Genomic DNA, 17,432 nt, shown 5'->3' with positions numbered 1-17,432 from the left:
CCGACTAAGCGGAACCAGGACCGTCAGGACGGCAGCGGAGGACCTTCATGCTGGGCATTCACGAGATCGGGCTTTTCATCCTCTCGGGCGTGGTGCTCAACATCACGCCGGGGCCGGATTCGGTCTATGTGATCGGCCGCAGCATGCAGATGGGCTGGCGGGGCGGCGCCGCTGCCGCCCTGGGCATCAGTTGCGGCTGCTTCGTCCATGTCGCGGGTGCGGCGATCGGGCTCTCGGCTCTGCTGATGGCCTCGTCCACGGCCTTCTCGATCCTGAAGCTGGTCGGCGCGGCCTATCTCGTCGTGACCGGGCTTCAGATGCTGTGGTCGCGCCCGACGCTGGCTTCAGACCTGGACGAGCCGGTGCGGAGCTCATTGCAGCGGGTCTTCCTGCAGGGCGTCTTCACCAACGCGCTCAATCCCAAGGTCGCGCTGTTCTTCCTCGCCTTTCTGCCGCAATTCGTCGCAGCCGATGCCCCGCACAAGCCGCTCGCCTTCCTGACGCTCGGCCTGATCTTCATCTTTACGGGGACGCTGTGGTGCCTGGTGCTGGCGGCGTTCGCCGCCAGAGCCGCCTACCGGCTGCGGCAGCCCGAGGGCGCGATCGCCTGGGTCAACCGCGCGCTCGGCGGCCTCTTCATCTATCTCGGCATCCGCGTCGCCATGCTGGAGACACGGTAGCTCCTTCTAGTGAATGAGAAGCGGTCCGATCGAGGCTGCGCTCGGGAGGTTTCGATGATCCGTGGAAGCTGTCTGTGTGGCACCGTGCGGTTCGAGATCGAGAAGGTGCGCGCGCTGACGCACTGCCATTGCGTCAATTGCCGCAAGCTGAGCGGCGCGGCCTTCGCCACCTACGCGCATGTCGATGCCGACAAGTTTCGCTTCGTGGCGGGCGAGGACATGACGGCATCTTACGAATCCTCGCCGGGCAGTATCCGCTATCGTTGCAGGACCTGCGGCTGCCCGACGCCGGGCAAGGCGAGCTATCTCCCGACCGTCAGCATTCCCGCTGGCCTGCTCGATGACGACCCGGAAGTCCGGCCTCGCCTCCACGTTTTCACCTCGTCGCGCGCGTCGTGGTGGACAATCCAGGACGACCTGCCCCAGCACGAAAAATGGGTGCCGGGCTACGGGCCGAAATCGTAAGGCGCTTAAGCGAATTCTTTCGCCAGCGCGCTGCCGGCGAGGTAAAGGCCGAGCAGGATCATCGCGATCAGGAACCAGCGGCGAAACGCCTCCGCCGGCATCCGCGCCCGCACCGATTGGCCGATGAACATGCCGGCAAAGGCCATGGCGAGGCCCAAGGCGCCCGGCACGACATTGGCGGGCGTGAGCAGTCCGACCGCAGTCAAATTGAAGGCGAGCGCCAGTGTTGCGGTGGTGAAAAACACCCCGAGCGCCTGCACCAGTTCGTCCTTTTCCATGCCGATCGCCTGCATGAACGGCATCGACGGGATCACCTGCACGCCTGTTGAGGCCGAAATCACCCCGGTGATGACGCCGACCACGCCGCCGACCCATTTCTCGTTCTCGGGCGCGACGCGGAAGTGGAACTTGTTCAGTCCGATCACGGCGTAGACGACGAGCAGGGCGCCCAGCACGATCGTGCCGTAGCGCGCATGCGGCCCGGTCAGCGCGCCGGCATTGAGCCAGCAGCCGACCACGGTGCCGATCATCAGCGGCCACAGCCGCCGCAGGATGTCGCGCAAATACGGGCCGACGAAGGTCTGCCAGATGTTGGTGACGATGGCGGGAACGATGACGATGGCGATGGCGCGGCTCGGCGCCATGCTCACGGCGAGCAGGCCCATCGACACCGTCGGCAGGCCGAGCCCGACCACGCCCTTGACGAATCCGGCGAGCAGGAACACGGCGGCGATGAGGATGAGCAGCGGGTCGATCATGCCAGCACATTGACCGAAGCCGCGCCGGCGCACAATCTGGAGGTTACGGAGAGAGCCTTCGGCCTCAACGAAGGCTCAGGGAGCTCAAGGAGACATCGCATGCGCTTCGACCTGGTCGATCTCCAGCTCTTCATCGCGGTCGCCGACCAGCGCAGCATCACCCGCGGCGCGGAGCGCTCGCACCTCGCGCTGGCCTCGGCCAGCGCGCGCATCAAGGGGCTCGAGGATGCGCTCGGCGTCGCGCTGCTCAAGCGCGGCCGCCGCGGCGTCGAGTTGACCGCGGCCGGCGAGAGCCTGCTCGATCATGCCAGGCTCGTGATCCACCAGATCGACGCCATGCGCGGCGATCTCGCCGGCTTTGCCAGCGGCGTGCGCGCCAGCGTGCATTTCCTCGCCAACACGTCGGGCTTGTCGGAGCATCTGCCGAAAGCGCTCGCCGGCTTCCTGCGCCAGCATCGCGACGTCGCCGTCGACATCGAGGAGCGCGAGAGCACCGATATCGCGGCGGCGATCACCGCAGGCGCCGCCGATCTCGGCTTCGCCGCCGAGCACGCGCTGCCCGAGCATATCGAGCGCTTTCCCTTCAGCGAGGATCGCCTGACGCTGGTGACGTCGAAACGCGGCCCGTTCGCCGGCCGCCGCCAGATCGACTTTCAGGAGGCGGGGGCTTGCGACTTCGTCGGCCTGACCAGCGCCACCGCGCTCCAGATGCACATCGCGAAGCACGCCGCGCGGCTCGGCATGCGGCCGCATTTCCGCGCGCGCCTGCGCGACTTCGACGCGATCTGCCAAATGGTCGCGGCCGATGTCGGCGTGGCGCTGGTGCCCGAAGCCGCTGCCCGCCGCTGTGCCAAGACCATGCCGCTCGCCATGGTCCGCCTGCGCGATGCCTTCGCCAACCGCCGCCTCGTGATCTGCGCGCGCAGCTTCAAGGCGCTACCAAAGCCGGCCAAGCTGCTGGTGGAGCATTTGCGAGCAGAGGCGGTGTGAGGAGACTCTTACCCTCCCCTGGAGGGGTCCGGGACGAGCGTAGCTCGCCCGTGGGTCGGCTCACATTGAGCGGAGCGAAATGTGAGACGGGGTGGGGTGACGGTCTCTCCACTCCAACAGTGCCCGAGTGGAGAGATCACCCCACCCCGCTCGCGCTGCGCGCGATCGACCCTCCCCCTCCAGGGAAGGGTAAGAGCACTTACTTCCTGCGCCATCTCCGCTCCCGCGTCGGTGATGCAAGCTCGCCGCCCGCGCGCTACTGGTTCAAAAGCTTCAACGCTGCCTCGTGCACCCGTGCGTCGCCGGCGGCGATGATGCGGCCGCCGCCCTGGGCCGGCTTGCCTTCCCAGGTGGTGACGACGCCGCCGGCGCCGGTCACGATCGGGATCAGTGCCGCGATGTCATAGGGCTTCAGCTCGGTCTCGACCACGAGGTCGACGTGGCCCGCGGCAAGCATGCAATAGGAGTAGCAGTCGCCGCCATAGCGCGACAGCCGCGCGCTCTTCTCGATGTGGCCGAAGATGGCGCGGTCGCGCTCGTTCATCAGCAGCGGGCTGGTGGTGTAGGTCGTGGCCTCCGACAGCGAAGCGCAGCGGCGGACCTGGAGCCGGCGCTCGCCCGACGGCCCTTTATAATTGGCCGAACCGTTGTCGCCGGAAAAGCGCTCGCCGATGAAGGGCTGGTGCATCATGCCGAACACCGGCGTGCCCTTATGCAACAGCGCGATCAGCGTGCCCCAGATCGGAAAGCCGCCGATGAAGGATTTGGTGCCGTCGATGGGGTCGAGCACCCAGACATAGTCGGCGTCCTCGCGCTCGTTGCCGAATTCCTCGCCGACGATGCCGTGCTGGGGAAAGTTGGCCTTGATCAGCCGCCGCATCACCGCCTCCGCGGCGCGGTCGGCCTCCGTCACCGGGTCGAAATCCTTGGTCTTGCTCTTGTCGTCGATCGACAGCGAGGTGCGGAAGAACGGCAGGATGGTTTCGCCGGAGGCGGTGGCGAGCCGACCGATGAAGGCGGAGAAGTCGATCACCGTCACAGGCGAAATCCTCGAAGCGAAGTTGGAGAGCTTGCCTCCTGCCTAGCTCAATTCGACTGCCGCGTGCAGCGCTGTCTTGATGTTGCTCCCTGGTATTTTGGATGCCGGGGCGGGCTGCCCCATCCAGTCATCTGCTGGCCAAATATCGATCATGGAGTTGAAATCTTAGTTCCGACCTTGCCTTGTTCGTATGCAAATGACTATCAACCCATTGAATTCCCTTATCAAAGAAACTGAATCTGGGTTTCCATAGAAGCAACTGAGCCATGTGCGATTTGCATGGGAAACCGCGCAAAAGCCCTTGCACTTTGTGCGGCGCGGTCGCATATTGTTGCGGTGCGGTAGCGCCTCGCGTTACCGCTGCCCTCCTTGGGCGTTTCCTCCCTAGACTTGGGCCGCTTGCGTCATTCGCGAGCGGCCCTTTTTTCTGAGCCCCGCCGTTTTCATTTGGGGCGCGCAAGCTTGCGAAGCGAAAACGCAGTCGCGCGCAAGGCCTCGTCGTTTCAGAGAAGAAGCTGCGTCCTATTCCGCCGCGGCCTGGAACGGGCCGAGATCGGCGAACGGAATCGTGGTCGCCAGCACGTCGGCGAGAACGCCGAAGTCGGAGGCCACTTGCGCAAAGCGAGCGCTGCGCTCGCGCCGCCGCTCGTCCATGTAGATCGCGCGGTTGAGCTCGAGCTGCACGGCGTGCAGGCCGCTCGCGGGATTGCCGTAATGCTCGGTGATGAAGCCGCCGGCATAGGGCTTGTTGCGGCCGATCGAATAGCCGAGCCCGCTCATGGTCTCCTCGACGCGATCGGGCAAGAGCGGCGTGCAGCTGGTGCCGTAGCGATCGCCGATCACGACGTCGGGCCGGCGCGGCTCGTCCCTGCTGACGCCGACCGACGGCATCGAGTGGCAGTCGACCAGCACCACCGTGCCGAACATCTGGTGCACCTTGTTGATCAGCCGGCGCAGCGCGCGATGGTAGGGCTTGTACAGCGTCTCGATCCGCCCCAGCGCATCGTCGACCAGGAGGCGGTCGCGGTAGATCTCCTGGCCGTCGCCGACCACGCGGGGAATGGTGCCGAGGCCGCCGGCGACCCGCATCGAGCGGGTGTTGGCGAAGCTCGGCAGCCGGCCGGTGAACATGCGCGGGTCGAGCTCATAGGGCTCGCGGTTGACGTCGACATAGGAGCGGGGAAAGTTGACCCGCACCGTCGGAAAGCCGCGCGCGCTCAGATGGCCGATCAGCTCATCCATGAACGAATCTTCCGACCGTCGCAGCGTGGGCAGGTCGATCCGCGACGCCGCCAGGAATTCTTCAGGATAGGTCGAGCCGGAATGCGGCGAGTTGAAGATGACGGGCGCGCGCCATTCGGCAGGCTCGAAGATCTCGAAGGCTGGCGACATGTCGCCGTCAAAGCGGGTCATCTTCTCAGGCTTCGTCCCTTCGTGCCGCACGATCCGGACAAGCTCCGGGTCCAATGATTCGGCCGATCTCGCGGCTCTTATGTGTCGTCATTGTCCGGAATCGCAACCATTCTGCCAAGCGAAAAGATGTCATGGCCCCTTGGAACACGTCTTAACCGTGCAGGCATCGGGATGGGGACGCGCCGGTCCGGCTCGATTGATCTGGACCTCGTTCCGGTCCACAAAGAGCCGGCAGCGGGGCCGGCGCAGGGTTAAGATTTTCACCCCAAATTTACCCTCTGTCGGGCTTAGTGACCTCTGCTGATATCCTCTGGGGATTCGACGTTTCCTGCCATGCCAAAGATCCTGCTCGCCGAAGACGACAACGACATGCGCCGTTTCCTGGTCAAGGCGCTGGAAAACGCCGGTTTTCAGGTCTCGTCCCACGACAACGGCATGGCCGCCTATCAGCGGCTGCGGGAAGAGCCGTTCGAGATGCTGTTGACCGATATCGTGATGCCGGAAATGGACGGCATCGAGCTCGCCCGCCGAGCCTCGGAACTCGACCCCGACATCAAGATCATGTTCATCACTGGCTTTGCCGCGGTCGCCCTGAACTCGGATTCGGACGCCCCCAAGAACGCCAAGGTGCTGTCCAAGCCGGTGCATCTGCGCGAATTGGTCAGCGAAGTGAACAAGATGCTGGCGGCCTGAATCGGCCCCCTTCCGTCCTTGCGCCGGCTCCCCTGAGCCGTTATAGGGACCCCACCCGACACAAGTGGACTTTAGGGCACGTAGCTCAGCGGGAGAGCACTACCTTGACATGGTAGGGGTCACAGGTTCGATCCCTGTCGTGCCCACCACGCTTCGCCTTCGGCTTCGCGTGGCACAGCCTGGAAGATTGCGGCGAAGCGTGTCCGGCGTAGCTCGAAGAGCGAAGACGGACTGGTGCGGCTTGCTCGAAAGCTTCTAGCCCGTTGCAGCGACGCGCAATCCGGCCGCAGTTTCCCGGCCGCTGTCCCGGATGACCCTGCACTCCATCCGGGCTACAATGACATCTCCGACACGAGGCCGCCCATGACCGTGTCCGTCATCGAGCAAGCGAAGATCCAGGCGCAGGTGCTGGTGCCGCTGATCAAGACGTTGCAGGCCGAGCTCGGCGAGGCGCGCGCCAATGCGCTGGTGCGCAAGGCGCTCGGCGATCTCTATCGCGGCTTCGGCGAGGCGTTCTGGAAGGCCAAGAACGAGAGCAATCTCGGCAAGGCCGTGTCGTCGGCCTTCAAAACTTATGCCCGCGACGATGCGCTCGCTTATGACATGATCGAACAGACGGCGGACGCCTTCGCGTTCGACGTGACGCGCTGCGCCTATGCCGAGTTCTACAAGGCCCTGGGCGAGCCCGAACTCGGCTTCCTGCTGATCTGCACCGCGGACTTTGCGACCGCGGAGGGGTTCGGTCCCGACGTCAGGCTCACGCGCACGCAGACCATCATGCAGGGCGCCTCTCATTGCGATTTCCGCTACCGCCGGGATGGAGGCGGATCACAGTGAGAGGAGCGATGCGGACGATCTGTCTCGCCATGGCGATGCTGGCGCTGATGGCGCCGCGCGCCGACGCCGCGATCGTCGACTGGCAAGCCGAGCTCCAGCGCTGCCGCAGCTTGCGCCAGAACGTGGCGCCGCTGCTTCAGGCCGGCGAGGGGATCTCCGCCGTCGGCCGCTCCAGCAGGTCCGTCCGCCGCTGCATCTGGATCCAGCGGATGGCGGTGCGGAAGAGAATTCCCGGCGCGGAGGTGTGGTAGCCTGACCGAGCTCATGGCCCCGGCGTGACGAAGGCGGAGATGATCGTGCCGTCGTTGCCGAGCGCGATGTGCCAGTGCGAGGCTGCGCCACCCTGATGCCAGACGGAATAGACGTCCTGTCCTTGTGCGTTCACACCGAGGAATTCGATCGAGGTGATCGGACCCATTTCGGCAAGGCCCGGCTGCAGGCGCGGCAATTGCTTGCGTGTCGCCTCGGCCAAGTCGGCGCTCATCTCGCCGTAATTGGGCTGGCCCGATGCGACGCTCTCGATCAGACGGCGAAGCGCGGCCGCGGTCCCGGGATTGGCGGACCGGCTGCTCATACGAGACTCGATCGCGCGTTGGAGCTCTTGCGCCGTGCTCGTGTCGATGCGTGGCATGGTGTGATCGTTGCCGTGCTGGCGCAGGATCACGGCGGTAGGCACCCCATCCGGCCCGAGGGTAAACCGTAGCTCGACATCGATCTCCCGCGCGGCGAATTCCGTTTCGCCCACCGCGTAATATTGCGCCGAGCTTTGACCGCTCAGCCGTCCGGACAGATGATCCTGTTCACGCGTCACGGTGAAGACGGCGCTATGGAATTGGTATGTTCCGGCATAACGATCCAGCACCGCCTGCGGCAACTGAGTTTCTTTGGCTCTCGAGCGGAGCTGATCCGCAGCATCGGTCTTGGTGCTTTCCTCGTTGCTGCGGCCCGAGCCGGCCTGCTCCGCAGAACGGATTCGGGCCGCCAGGACATTCCAATCGGCCAGCCCGAACAACCTCGCGATGAGCTCGAGGCTCTCGCTGACGGTGAGGGAGACCGATCGGGCGTTGAGGGATTCTCGGAGCGTCTGCGCCATGGCTTTGGCGTCGCGGAAATCGCGCATACTCTGTTCCTTTGCAACATGAACGGAGAATGTCAGGGCTTGCGTTACTGACCCGTTCGCGTGAGCAAAGGAAGCGGGCGGCGGTCCGATACACTTCACCATACCCCGAAGGGCGCAAGCGGCCGGCGGTATCAACCTTTCGAAATTTTGCTTGAGAGCGCCATGCTTGTCAACCGACGTCGTCGGCGTCTCGACAAGGATCACGCATCACTCTTCCGTTGATGCACGACGCGCAGGCTGCAGCAGCAAGTCCTTCAGTCCGGTCGGATAGAGCTTCGGCCCGCCGTCCAGGTCGAGATCGGCAAGGTCGAACCACCGCGCGACGATCTGCTCTCCATTGTCCTCGCGGAAGTCGATGCGCTCCCGGCCGGCGAATGCGCCATCCGGAAACGCGACCTCCGCGATGTACATCACCTCGTGCCCGGTCGATCCCTCGTGCACAAAGATGTTCTCCAGCATCAAGGGCTCACCCACGATGCCGACGTCGATGCCGAGCTCTTCGTTGAATTCCCGCACCAAGGCCGCGCGCCAGCTCTCGCCGAACTCGATCGCGCCGCCGAGCGGGCGCCCCCCCTTGATCCGCCCCGCGTCGTCGCGCACCTCGGCCGCCAGCAGCCGCCCGCCGCGCCAATGCAGGCCGATCGCGACGACGCGGATACCGGGATGTGGGCGCCAAGTGGTCATGGCGGATCGTTAATCCGTGTCGCATGCTTTCGCAACGAGGGACGAGATCGTGTGCTTGCGATGGCGAGATGAGAGACCCGTCACTCCACCAGATACTTTTTCACCGCCGCTTCGTCCCACGCGATCCCGTTGCCCGGCTCCTCGCTCGGCAGCGCAAAGCCGTCCTTGATCTGCAGCCGCGTTGCCAGCACCGCGTCGGCCCAGTCGACATATTCCAGCCAATGCGCGGTCGGCGTCACGCAGAGCAGATGCGCGCTGACTTCAGAGAACAGGTGCGACGACATCTCGATGCCGGCAGCATGGGCAAGCGAAGCGGCGCGGAGCCAGCCGGTGACGCCGCCGATGCGCTGGACATCAGGCATCACGTAGTCGCAGGCCTCTGCCGAGAGCGCGGCTTGCATGGAAAACGCGCTGTCAAAATTCTCGCCGATCTGGACCGGCGTCTGCAGCGCGTCGGCAATGCGGGCGCAGCCGGCATGATCGTCGTGGCGGATCGGCTCCTCGATCCAGCTGAGGCCCTCGTCGTCGAGCATCTCACCGCGGCGGATCGCTTCGGTGACCGTCAGCGCCTGGTTGTAGTCGCACATCAGCGTGACCTCGTCGCCGACGGCCTTGCGCACCGCGCGCACGACGGCGAGATCCTCCCGCGCATCGCGTCGGCCGACGCGGATCTTTGCGGCGTGAAACCCCTCGGCCAGCAGCTTGTGGGCTTCCTCCACCGCGGCGCCTGCCGGCATGATGCCGAGCCCCTTCGAGTTGTAGGCGCGCACCGGCTTCGGCGTGCCGCCGAGCAGGCGGGCGAGCGGCAGGCCGCGCGAGCGCGCCAGCGCGTCCCATGCCGCCATGTCGATGCCGGATTGCGCCAGCCGCTGCAGGCCGGCGAGGCCCAGCAGCGTGAAGCGCTGGCTCAGCTTGCGCTCGATCTCGAACGGCAGCAGCTCGTCGCCGGCGACGAGGTCCGACATTTCCGTGACCATCGCCGCCAGCGGCTTCAAGGCCGAGGGCGTGAGCGAGAACAGATAGGAATGACCCACCGCGCCGTGGTCGGTCTCGCAGTCGATCAGCACCAGCGGTGCCTTGGCGACCGCCCCGGTCGCGGTCTGGAGCGGCAGGTTCATCGGCACGATCACGGGACGTGCCTGGAAGCGCTTGATGCGGACGGTCTCGGTCATGGCTCTCTCCCGGCGGAGCGGATGCAGGTCGGCGCCGATCTTAAGCATCCGTGATCAAACGAAAAGGCGCTTGCTGCGACCACCATAAAATGGGGTTGCGCCGGCCGGCAATTCTTGGCTCTGTGCCGCCGCATGCATTGTCTCGGATTCCGGAAGGATTTGCGACAAAATCGCACAGAACGGAGCCACAGGGTGAAACAAGAGATCTCCGAACAACAGCGCAAGAGTGGCATTCTCACGGGTGCCGCGATCGTCTTCCTCCTGCTCGCCCTGCCGGTCGCGGTGTGGCTGGACCTGACCGAGCTCAGCAAGACGGCGCTGCGCCGGCAGGCGATCGATCTCAACTCGGTGATCACGAGCGTGCGCAGCTACTACGCCTCCAACGTGGTCGGCCGCGTGCTGGCCAATCCGAACGGCAGCACCAAGGTCGTTCACAACTACGAATCCGTGCCCGGCGCGATCCCGATCCCCGCGACGCTGTCGCTGGAGCTCGGCCGGGTGATCGGAGCCCAGCAGGAGAACATCACTTATCGCTTCGTCTCGGACTTCCCGTTCCAGAACCGCGCTCCGCACCAGCTCGACAAGTTCGAGAAGGACGCGCTCGATGCGCTGCGCCGGGATCCCGAGCAGAAGATCGTGGAGACCGAGACCTCGCTGTTCAACGACAAGGTCCGCCTGGTTGCGCCCGTCACGATGGGTCCGGCCTGCGTCAGCTGCCACAACAGCCACCCCGAGAGCCCGAAGAAGGACTGGAAGGTGGGGGATGTCCGCGGCATCCAGGAGGTGATCATCGCCCAGCCGATCGCCGCCAACATCTTCTCGTTCAAGTTCCTGCTGGCCTATTTCGTGATCGCCGCCGGGAGCGGACTGGCGTTCCTGTCATTGCAGCGACGTCAGGCGCGCCGCATCAAGAACATGAACAAGGAGCTCGAATCCGCCAACGACTTCCTGGCCTCGCTGTCGATGAAGATCTCGCGCTACATCCCGCCGCAGGTCTACAAGAGCATCTTCTCGGGCCAGAAGGACGTCACCATCCATACCGAGCGCAAGAAGCTCACCATCTTCTTCTCCGACATCCAGAACTTCACCGCCACCGCCGAGCGGCTGCAGCCGGAGCAGCTGACCCAGCTCCTCAACGAATATTTCACGGAGATGTCGGCGATCGCCCACGAATATGGCGGCACCATCGACAAGTTCATCGGCGATGCCATGCTGATCTTCTTCGGCGACCCCGAGACCAAGGGCGATCGCGCCGATGCACAGGCCTGCCTGCAGATGGCCTGGCGCATGCAGCAGCGCCTTGCCGAGCTCAATGCGAAATGGCGGGCGTCCGGCATCGAGCAGCCGTTCCGCTCGCGCATGGGCATCAACTCGGGCTATTGCAATGTCGGAAATTTCGGGAGCGCCGACCGTATGGACTACACCATCATCGGTGCGGAGGCGAACCTCGCCGCGCGCCTGCAATCGATCGCTGAGCCCGGCGGCATCGTGCTGAGTTACGAGACCTTCGCCCTCGTCAGCGACATCGTCCGCGCCCACGCGCTGCCGGCGATCACGATGAAGGGCATCAGCCGCGAGGTGATCCCCTATTCGGTGGATGCACTGAGCGACAAAGCTGCGGAGAACAGCGGCATCATCACCGAACGCGCGCCGGGGCTCGAGCTCTATCTCGACCCCGCCGTGGTGAAATCAGGCGACGCCGCACGCGTGCGCTCGCTGCTGGAGAACGCGCTGGCCTCGCTGAAGCCGGCGTGAGGGTTTCTTACCCTCCCCTGGAGGGGTCCGGGACGAGCGTAGCTCGCCCGTAGGTCGATCGCGCGCAGCGCGAGCGGGGTGGGGTGATCTCTCAACACGGGCAGTTTACGACGTGGAGAGACCGTCACCCCACCCCGCTACGCATTCCGCTTCGCTGCATGCGTAGCGACCTACGGGCGAGCTACGCTCGTCCCGGACCCCTCCAGGGGAGGGTAAGTGACCTCACCTTGCCGCCCCTTCCGTGAACGCCGTCTCGATCACATCCCCAAACGGCTGCCACGACCGCCCGTCGAACTGCACCAGCCGCATCTGCCTGATCGGCAGGTAGCGGTTGGGCGAGGTGTTCATCCTGATGTTGGGCAATGCGACCGAAGGCTGATAGTCCCTGAGCGAGGCCGCCTGGCGCATGATGTTGTCGCGTGAAAAATCGTCGCCGCATTGCTTCAGCACCTGCGTCAGCGCCTCGGCCGCGGCGTAGCCATAGACGGCCGCACTGTTGTTGGTGCTTTCGACCCGATGGTATTTGTCCATGAAGGCGAACCAGTCCTTCATGCCGGGATCGTCCTTCCAGGCGGGATCGCTCGGATCCTTCAAAAAGGCCGCCGAAATCACGCCGGCAGAGTTTTCCAGCCCCGCGGGCGCCATCGCGTTGGCGATCGAGGCGGAGGCATCGTTGACGATGAAGACGGGACGCCAATTCAGGGACGCTGCCAGCTTGATCACCTTGGATGCGGTCGAGGGCACGCCGAGGAAGACGAAGATGTCGGCGCCGGCGCGCTTGAGGATCGAGACGTGCCCGTCGAGATGCTCGTCGGCAAGGTCGAAGGCGATGTCGACCAGGACGTGACGGTTGAGATCGCCGAGGCCCTCCTGGATGCCCTTGTAGAGCATGCGCCCGAACTGGTCGTTCTGCCAGAGCACGACGATCTTCTTCCTCGGGTAAGAGGCCTGGATGTAGTTGGCGTAGATGCGCCCTTCCGACCGGAACGACGGCTGCCAGCCCATGGTCCAGGGAAACGCGCTCGGCTGGCTCAGCTCCTCGTCGCCGGAGGCGACGAACAGTTGCGGGATCTTCTTCTCGTTCAGGTACGAGCGCGTGACGAGATTACCGGGCGTGCCGAACGAGCCGAACATCAGGTGCACGCCGTCCTTCTCGACCAGCTTGCGCGTCAGCTCCAGCGCGGTCGCCGGATCGGAATTGTCGTCGCGGGTGATGAAGCGGATCTTGCGGCCATTGATGCCGCCGCGCGCGTTGACCATGTCGAAATAGGCCGCTTCCGCCTGGCCGATCGCGCCGAATTCCGAGAGCGGCCCCGAATACGGCATAACATTGCCGATGCGGATTTCCTCATCGCTTGCGGGTTGATCCGAGTGCTGCTGCCGCGACATCGCGCCCAGCGATGCGATGGCAATCACGGAAACGAACAGCATCCTGCCGATGACGCGCATGTTCGATGCCTTGTGGTTGGCCCCCAACGAGGTCGGCTCAATCCCCACCAAGGCCGCTTGATCTAGGTCAAGCGTTTGGCAATCGTGTGGCTGTCGCGCTTCGATGAAAGCGGCAGGCGTGCTGCCGCAACGCGTTACGGCAACCCTCGCGCTTCCAGCTGACGCACCAGCAGCAGCGTCGGCTCCGCGAGGCTGTCGCCGGAACCATCGAGGCCGAAGGCGTTCGCGATGCCGTCGCGGCTGCGCAGCAGCGTGCTGCGCGGGCAATGGCCGGCGCCGCACAGCGTCTTCTTCAGCGTCTCGCCTTGCGCCACGAGGCCGGCGGAATCATCCGCGGCCCAGGCCAGCACGATCGGCACGTCGACATTGAGGATGCCGGGGAATACCGAGCGCTTGTCGTACTGGGTGGCGTCACCGCCGAGATAGGCCTTCTCGCTGTCGCTCGCGTCCTTGCCGACGCGGTAGATCCCGGACACCAGCACCACGCCCGCGACGTCGGCGCCGGCGGTCTGCAGCTCGGGATGCGCCAGCATGGTCGCGACGTGGAAGGCGCCGGCGCCGTAGCCGACCGCGACGATCTCGCGGGCATCGCCGTTGAAGAGGTCGATATTGCCATGAACCCAGGACAGCGCCGCGGCCACATCGGTCGCGCCGGCCGGCCAGGTCGCCGCGGGCGCCAGGCGATAATCGACGCGGACCCCGATCATGCCGTTGCGCGCGGCAAAGCACATGGCCTGGTCCTGGATCTGGCGCGCCAGCTCCGGCGCTCCGCGGTCGCCGGTGAAGGTATCTCCCGTCACGAACAGCAGCACCGGCCGCGGCGTGTCGGCCTTGGTTGCGCTGGTCGCGACATCGAGCACATTGGCCTCGCTCTCGCCATAGCGCAGGCCGCGCGAGAAGGTGACCTGCTCGCATAGCCGTGCGGTGCCGCCGGCGGTGGTGTCGGAATCGGTGAGGCCCGCCTGCACGAGACCCGAGGGCGGCCGGAGCCGGCCCGGCACGGGTCCGTGCGCGGAGGCCGCGGTCATGGCCAGAAACAGGAAAAATGTCAGAAAATGCTTCATGGGTGTGGCGGCCTTGCGGGGCTCATACTGGCTCGCTGATCTGGCTCGTCTTTTCGATTCATCTCATTAGTCAGCCGGCCTTGAGGCGAATTCGCGGCACCTTGGATGCGCAGCCGCCGTTTATCCCGATCCGTCAGGCCGTTGTCCAGCGCCGCCGAGGCTCGCGCCTGAAACGGCTTTCTACTGTGCATGGGGTTGTTTTCGCACCTTTTGTTTTGGCCTGGTCCGTCAGGCCCGCTTCATCGTCCGGAAGGTGATGGAATAGCGCCGCGCCGCGACCGGGGGGATGCTGTGCTCCCACTGCGACCGCGCCTCGCCGTCCATCATGTAGAGCGAGCGCGGCAGGGCGGTGAGCGTATGGCGCTCCCACTTGGCGCCGTTGCGGCGGCGGAAACGGAAAGCGCACGGCGAGCCCAGCGACAGGCCGAGCACCTTGTCGAAATGCGGCTTGTCGCGATGCCAGCCGATGCCGACGCCGACCTCGTATTCGGTGCACAGTACCTGCCGGACGCCGGCCTCCGGCAGCCCGGCCCAGGCCTCGACCTGGCGCGCGACCGGCCGCACCCAGTCCGGGATCGGATCGGCCTCGGCGAGACGCTGCAGCGTGTAGTCATAGCGATAGCCGAACGACGCCACCCGGCGGTTGCCCTCGAACGCGCCGAACTGAAAGCGCTGGAGCGGCAATGCTGCGATGCGGCCGATCAGATCCTGCTCGGCGGCATGATCGATAAAATCGTCCGTGTAGTGAAGGCCGGTCGGGCCTTCCTGCGGGTCGGCGAACAAACCTAGCTGCGTCATGCCTCGCATTTCCGTGATGGAACCTGTTGGCGTCTGATGCGACTTATCTATGACGCGGGAAGAAACGTGCGAGGCTGTCATGGCAGAGAAGCATACCGCCGATCCGGTTGAGATCATGCGGGCGACCGGTCATCCTGAGTTGGAATACGCCGCCGGCTGGACTATCGCCGGTCTCGCCACCATCGGCACCATCGTCGCCGTCTGGGTCTTTGCGATCTAGGCAACCGGAAACTGGAGCTCGAAGGCTGCGCCCTCGTCGGTCGGCTTAAGCCTGATCGAGCCGCCATGGCTCGCCATCACCGCGCGCGCGATCGCCAGCCCCATCCCGGTGCCGCCCTGGTCGCGGCGGGTGGTGAAGAACGCATCGAAGATCCTGTCGCGGTTCGGCGCCGAGATCGGCTCGCCGTCATTGCTGACCGTCACAAGTACGGTCGTCCGGGCGTCGACCGCCTCCAGCCTGATTGTCCCGGCCTTGTGCCGCAGCGCATTGTCGGCAATGTGCGACAGCACGATCAGCGCCTTCTCCGAGGACATTCCGATCGCCCGGTCGAGGCTGCCGCTGGCCTCGATCGCGCTTGCCGGAAACCGGCTTCTGAGATCGGCGATCACGGGCGCCAGCTCGGTGCGCTCGTTCTGCGGCAGGCTCTCGGCGCGGGCGAGCTCCCGCAGCCGCTGCGCCATCGCCTCCAGCCGCTGGGTATCCGACAGGATGTTGGCGATGAAGGTGTTCTGCTCGGCCGGCGTCAGGCCCTCGGCCTTGCCCTGAACCGAATCCTGCAGCAGCTCGGCCGCACCCTTGATCGAGGTCAGCGGCGATTTCAGCTCGTGGGTGAGATGGGCCGAAAAGGTCGCGATATAGTCGGAGCGCCGCGCCAGCTGCTCGGCCATGCCGAGAAAGCTGTGCGAGAGCTGGGCGAACTCGCGCGTGCCGTAATGCTTCAGCGGCTGGAACGCCTCCCGGTCGCCGCGGCCGATTCGGGCGGCGCGGTCGATCAGCTCGCGCATCGGCAGCGTGATGGTGCGTGAGAACACGAGGCCGATCGCGATGGTGCCGAGGATGACGGCAAGGCCGGCCAGCACGAACTTGGCCCGCTCCTGATAGAGATGGTCGAAAATGTTGCTCGGCGTGCGCGTCGTGTAGATCACGCCGGCGACGCGGTTGTTGACGATGACGGGCATGGCCGAAAACACGTGCACGCCGAGGCCGCGGCTGAAGGAATAGATCGGCGGCGGCGGCTTGTCCGGCACGCGGTTGCGTAAAGTCGCGCGGTATTGCCCGTGCAGGGCGTCCGCGACCTCCTCGATATGGGCGAGCGACTGCCCGACCTCCTGCCGCCCGGCAATCACCACGCCTTGCGGATCGAGGATGCGAAAGCCAGCCAATGTCACCTTCTGGGTCTCGCGGATGATCGGCGTCAGCCTGGCCCCGATCTCGACATAGGCTGCTTGCGCCTGCCCGGGCGCGGGCAATGCGTCGGGCCGCCGCCGCAACAGGTCGTTCGCGGTGAGGTCGAGCGCGGGGCGGATCGGTGTGACCTGGTCGCCGGGATCGGGCAGCACGCCCGGCGGCACCTCGGCGCCGAGCACGAGGCCGCTGTCGAGCCGGGCCGTCACCTCCTGCGCATAGATCGTCGCCAGCACGCGGCTCTGTGCGATCAGCTCGGCCTGGGTCTGGCGGATCAGCTGGTTGTCGTAGAGACGGAAGAAGAACAGGCCGACCAGCGGCAATATGCCGACCGTCGCCAGCACCGTGAAGATCACGAGGGTGAGCGACGGCCGCCATTTGTCGGGCGCGGCGCTCATGCCTCTTTCTCGCAGCGGCCGAGCTTGAAGCCGACGCCGTGGATGGTCTCGATCACGTTGTCGCAAGCAAGCGCCGCGAGCTTGGCGCGGATGTTGCGGATATGGCTGTCGATGGTGCGGTCGGAGACCTGGATGTTGAGCTGATAGGCCGCGCGCATCAGCTGCTCGCGGTTGAACACCGATGTCGGCCGGCTCAGGAACGCGCGCAGGATGCCGAACTCGATCGCGGTCAGCTTCAGCGGCGTGCCGGCAAAGGACGCGACGTGCTGCTCGGGATCGATCAACAGCCCGCCTTGCGTCAGCGCGGTGGGCCCGGCCTTGGCCTCGCCGTTGCGCGGGTTGAGGCGGCGCAGGATGACATTGACCCGCGCCACCAGCTCGCGCGGGCTGAACGGCTTCGTGACGTAGTCGTCGCCGCCGATCTCGAGGCCGAGGATGCGGTCGATCTCCTCGTCGCGCGCCGACAGGAACAGGATCGGCACGTCGGAGCCTTTGCGAATCTCGCGGCAGACGTCGAGGCCGTCGAACTCGGGCATGCCGATGTCCAGCACGATGAGATCGGGCCTGTCGGCAGCAAAGCGGAGAAGCGCCTCCCTGCCGTCGCGGGCATCGATCACGTCCATGCCGGCCTTCTTCAGGGCGACGCGGATGACCTCGCGGATGTGGCCTTCGTCGTCGACGATGAGAATGCGATGCGCCAAGAAACTCTCCG

19 protein-coding genes and 1 tRNA gene are annotated in these 17,432 nt (G+C 65.3%); 9 read left to right on the top strand and 11 right to left on the bottom strand.

Features of this window, described 5'->3' with window-relative positions:
* The first annotated feature begins 47 nt into the window (after positions 1–47).
* Together I6F31_RS08025 and I6F31_RS08020 are read left to right on the top strand one after the other, a co-directional pair.
* On the top strand, positions 48–680 hold the full coding sequence (locus tag I6F31_RS08025) for a LysE family translocator (RefSeq protein ID WP_225185231.1): 633 nt from the start codon (positions 48–50) through the stop codon (positions 678–680).
* Positions 681–734: 54 nt separating this feature from the next.
* The gene (locus I6F31_RS08020; RefSeq protein WP_036021404.1) at positions 735–1,145 is read left to right on the top strand and encodes a GFA family protein; all 411 of its coding nucleotides are present in this window, start codon (positions 735–737) and stop codon (positions 1,143–1,145) included.
* Between the two features lie 5 nt (positions 1,146–1,150).
* Here the strand turns inward: I6F31_RS08020 and I6F31_RS08015 are convergent, their stop codons facing one another.
* The gene (locus tag I6F31_RS08015) at positions 1,151–1,903 is read right to left on the bottom strand and encodes a sulfite exporter TauE/SafE family protein (protein WP_225185230.1); all 753 of its coding nucleotides are present in this window, start codon (positions 1,901–1,903) and stop codon (positions 1,151–1,153) included.
* 99 nt (positions 1,904–2,002) lie between these two features.
* Between I6F31_RS08015 and I6F31_RS08010 the strand changes: the two genes are divergently transcribed.
* Positions 2,003–2,893, top strand: coding sequence for a LysR substrate-binding domain-containing protein (locus I6F31_RS08010; RefSeq protein ID WP_109142392.1), 891 nt, complete (start codon positions 2,003–2,005; stop codon positions 2,891–2,893).
* A gap of 256 nt (positions 2,894–3,149) precedes the next feature.
* On the opposite strand, the gene hisN is transcribed toward I6F31_RS08010, so the two are convergent.
* Together hisN and I6F31_RS08000 are read right to left on the bottom strand one after the other, a co-directional pair.
* Entirely contained in the window at positions 3,150–3,932 is a 783-nt protein-coding gene (gene hisN / locus I6F31_RS08005; RefSeq protein WP_035997821.1) for a histidinol-phosphatase, read from the bottom strand.
* Between the two features lie 522 nt (positions 3,933–4,454).
* Complete coding sequence (locus tag I6F31_RS08000) at positions 4,455–5,345, bottom strand: N-formylglutamate amidohydrolase (RefSeq protein ID WP_036021434.1); 891 nt, start codon at positions 5,343–5,345, stop codon at positions 4,455–4,457.
* Positions 5,346–5,678: 333 nt separating this feature from the next.
* Here I6F31_RS08000 and I6F31_RS07995 point away from each other — a divergent pair, with 333 nt between their 5' ends.
* The 4 genes from I6F31_RS07995 to I6F31_RS07980 all read left to right on the top strand — a co-directional run bounded on the left by I6F31_RS07995 (position 5,679) and on the right by I6F31_RS07980 (position 7,126).
* On the top strand, positions 5,679–6,038 hold the full coding sequence (locus tag I6F31_RS07995) for a response regulator (RefSeq protein WP_007597092.1): 360 nt from the start codon (positions 5,679–5,681) through the stop codon (positions 6,036–6,038).
* A 74-nt stretch (positions 6,039–6,112) separates the two neighbouring features.
* Positions 6,113–6,187 (top strand) — tRNA-Val (locus I6F31_RS07990).
* A gap of 214 nt (positions 6,188–6,401) precedes the next feature.
* Positions 6,402–6,875: an L-2-amino-thiazoline-4-carboxylic acid hydrolase gene (locus I6F31_RS07985; protein WP_225146359.1), complete on the top strand. Its 474-nt coding sequence runs from the start codon at positions 6,402–6,404 to the stop codon at positions 6,873–6,875.
* Between the two features lie 8 nt (positions 6,876–6,883).
* Positions 6,884–7,126 carry a hypothetical protein gene (locus tag I6F31_RS07980; protein WP_036021432.1) on the top strand — a complete coding sequence of 81 codons (243 nt, stop codon included), beginning with the start codon at positions 6,884–6,886 and terminating at the stop codon, positions 7,124–7,126.
* 11 nt (positions 7,127–7,137) lie between these two features.
* Here the strand turns inward: I6F31_RS07980 and I6F31_RS07975 are convergent, their stop codons facing one another.
* From I6F31_RS07975 to I6F31_RS07965, 3 genes are all read right to left on the bottom strand, one after another.
* Positions 7,138–7,995, bottom strand: coding sequence for a glyoxalase superfamily protein (locus I6F31_RS07975; RefSeq protein ID WP_035997829.1), 858 nt, complete (start codon positions 7,993–7,995; stop codon positions 7,138–7,140).
* 207 nt (positions 7,996–8,202) lie between these two features.
* Positions 8,203–8,679: an NUDIX hydrolase gene (locus tag I6F31_RS07970; RefSeq protein ID WP_225146361.1), complete on the bottom strand. Its 477-nt coding sequence runs from the start codon at positions 8,677–8,679 to the stop codon at positions 8,203–8,205.
* 80 nt (positions 8,680–8,759) lie between these two features.
* Entirely contained in the window at positions 8,760–9,851 is a 1,092-nt protein-coding gene (locus I6F31_RS07965; protein WP_036021436.1) for an enolase C-terminal domain-like protein, read from the bottom strand.
* A 192-nt stretch (positions 9,852–10,043) separates the two neighbouring features.
* Between I6F31_RS07965 and I6F31_RS07960 the strand changes: the two genes are divergently transcribed.
* Positions 10,044–11,606 carry an adenylate/guanylate cyclase domain-containing protein gene (locus I6F31_RS07960; protein WP_225185229.1) on the top strand — a complete coding sequence of 521 codons (1,563 nt, stop codon included), beginning with the start codon at positions 10,044–10,046 and terminating at the stop codon, positions 11,604–11,606.
* 222 nt (positions 11,607–11,828) lie between these two features.
* On the opposite strand, the gene I6F31_RS07955 is transcribed toward I6F31_RS07960, so the two are convergent.
* The 3 genes from I6F31_RS07955 to I6F31_RS07945 all read right to left on the bottom strand — a co-directional run bounded on the left by I6F31_RS07955 (position 11,829) and on the right by I6F31_RS07945 (position 14,917).
* Positions 11,829–13,055: an ABC transporter substrate-binding protein gene (locus I6F31_RS07955; protein ID WP_225183091.1), complete on the bottom strand. Its 1,227-nt coding sequence runs from the start codon at positions 13,053–13,055 to the stop codon at positions 11,829–11,831.
* Between the two features lie 134 nt (positions 13,056–13,189).
* Entirely contained in the window at positions 13,190–14,119 is a 930-nt protein-coding gene (locus I6F31_RS07950; protein WP_225185228.1) for an alpha/beta hydrolase, read from the bottom strand.
* A gap of 228 nt (positions 14,120–14,347) precedes the next feature.
* Positions 14,348–14,917: an alpha-ketoglutarate-dependent dioxygenase AlkB gene (locus tag I6F31_RS07945; protein WP_225126456.1), complete on the bottom strand. Its 570-nt coding sequence runs from the start codon at positions 14,915–14,917 to the stop codon at positions 14,348–14,350.
* 79 nt (positions 14,918–14,996) lie between these two features.
* Here I6F31_RS07945 and I6F31_RS07940 point away from each other — a divergent pair, with 79 nt between their 5' ends.
* Complete coding sequence (locus tag I6F31_RS07940) at positions 14,997–15,137, top strand: hypothetical protein (RefSeq protein ID WP_167361649.1); 141 nt, start codon at positions 14,997–14,999, stop codon at positions 15,135–15,137.
* On the opposite strand, the gene I6F31_RS07935 is transcribed toward I6F31_RS07940, so the two are convergent.
* The gene (locus I6F31_RS07935) at positions 15,134–16,720 is read right to left on the bottom strand and encodes an ATP-binding protein (protein WP_225185227.1); all 1,587 of its coding nucleotides are present in this window, start codon (positions 16,718–16,720) and stop codon (positions 15,134–15,136) included. The two genes, I6F31_RS07940 and I6F31_RS07935, sit on opposite strands and share 4 nt — an antisense overlap.
* Positions 16,717–17,421: a response regulator transcription factor gene (locus I6F31_RS07930; RefSeq protein ID WP_225185226.1), complete on the bottom strand. Its 705-nt coding sequence runs from the start codon at positions 17,419–17,421 to the stop codon at positions 16,717–16,719. Before I6F31_RS07930 ends, I6F31_RS07935 begins: the two co-directional genes overlap by 4 nt.
* Between the last annotated feature and the right edge of the window lie 11 nt (positions 17,422–17,432).

Origin of the sequence: Bradyrhizobium sp. NBAIM01 (assembly GCF_020194115.1) — a bacterium.
Lineage (GTDB): Bacteria > Pseudomonadota > Alphaproteobacteria > Rhizobiales > Xanthobacteraceae > Bradyrhizobium > Bradyrhizobium yuanmingense.
This window is presented reverse-complemented; position numbering and strand designations above follow the sequence as displayed.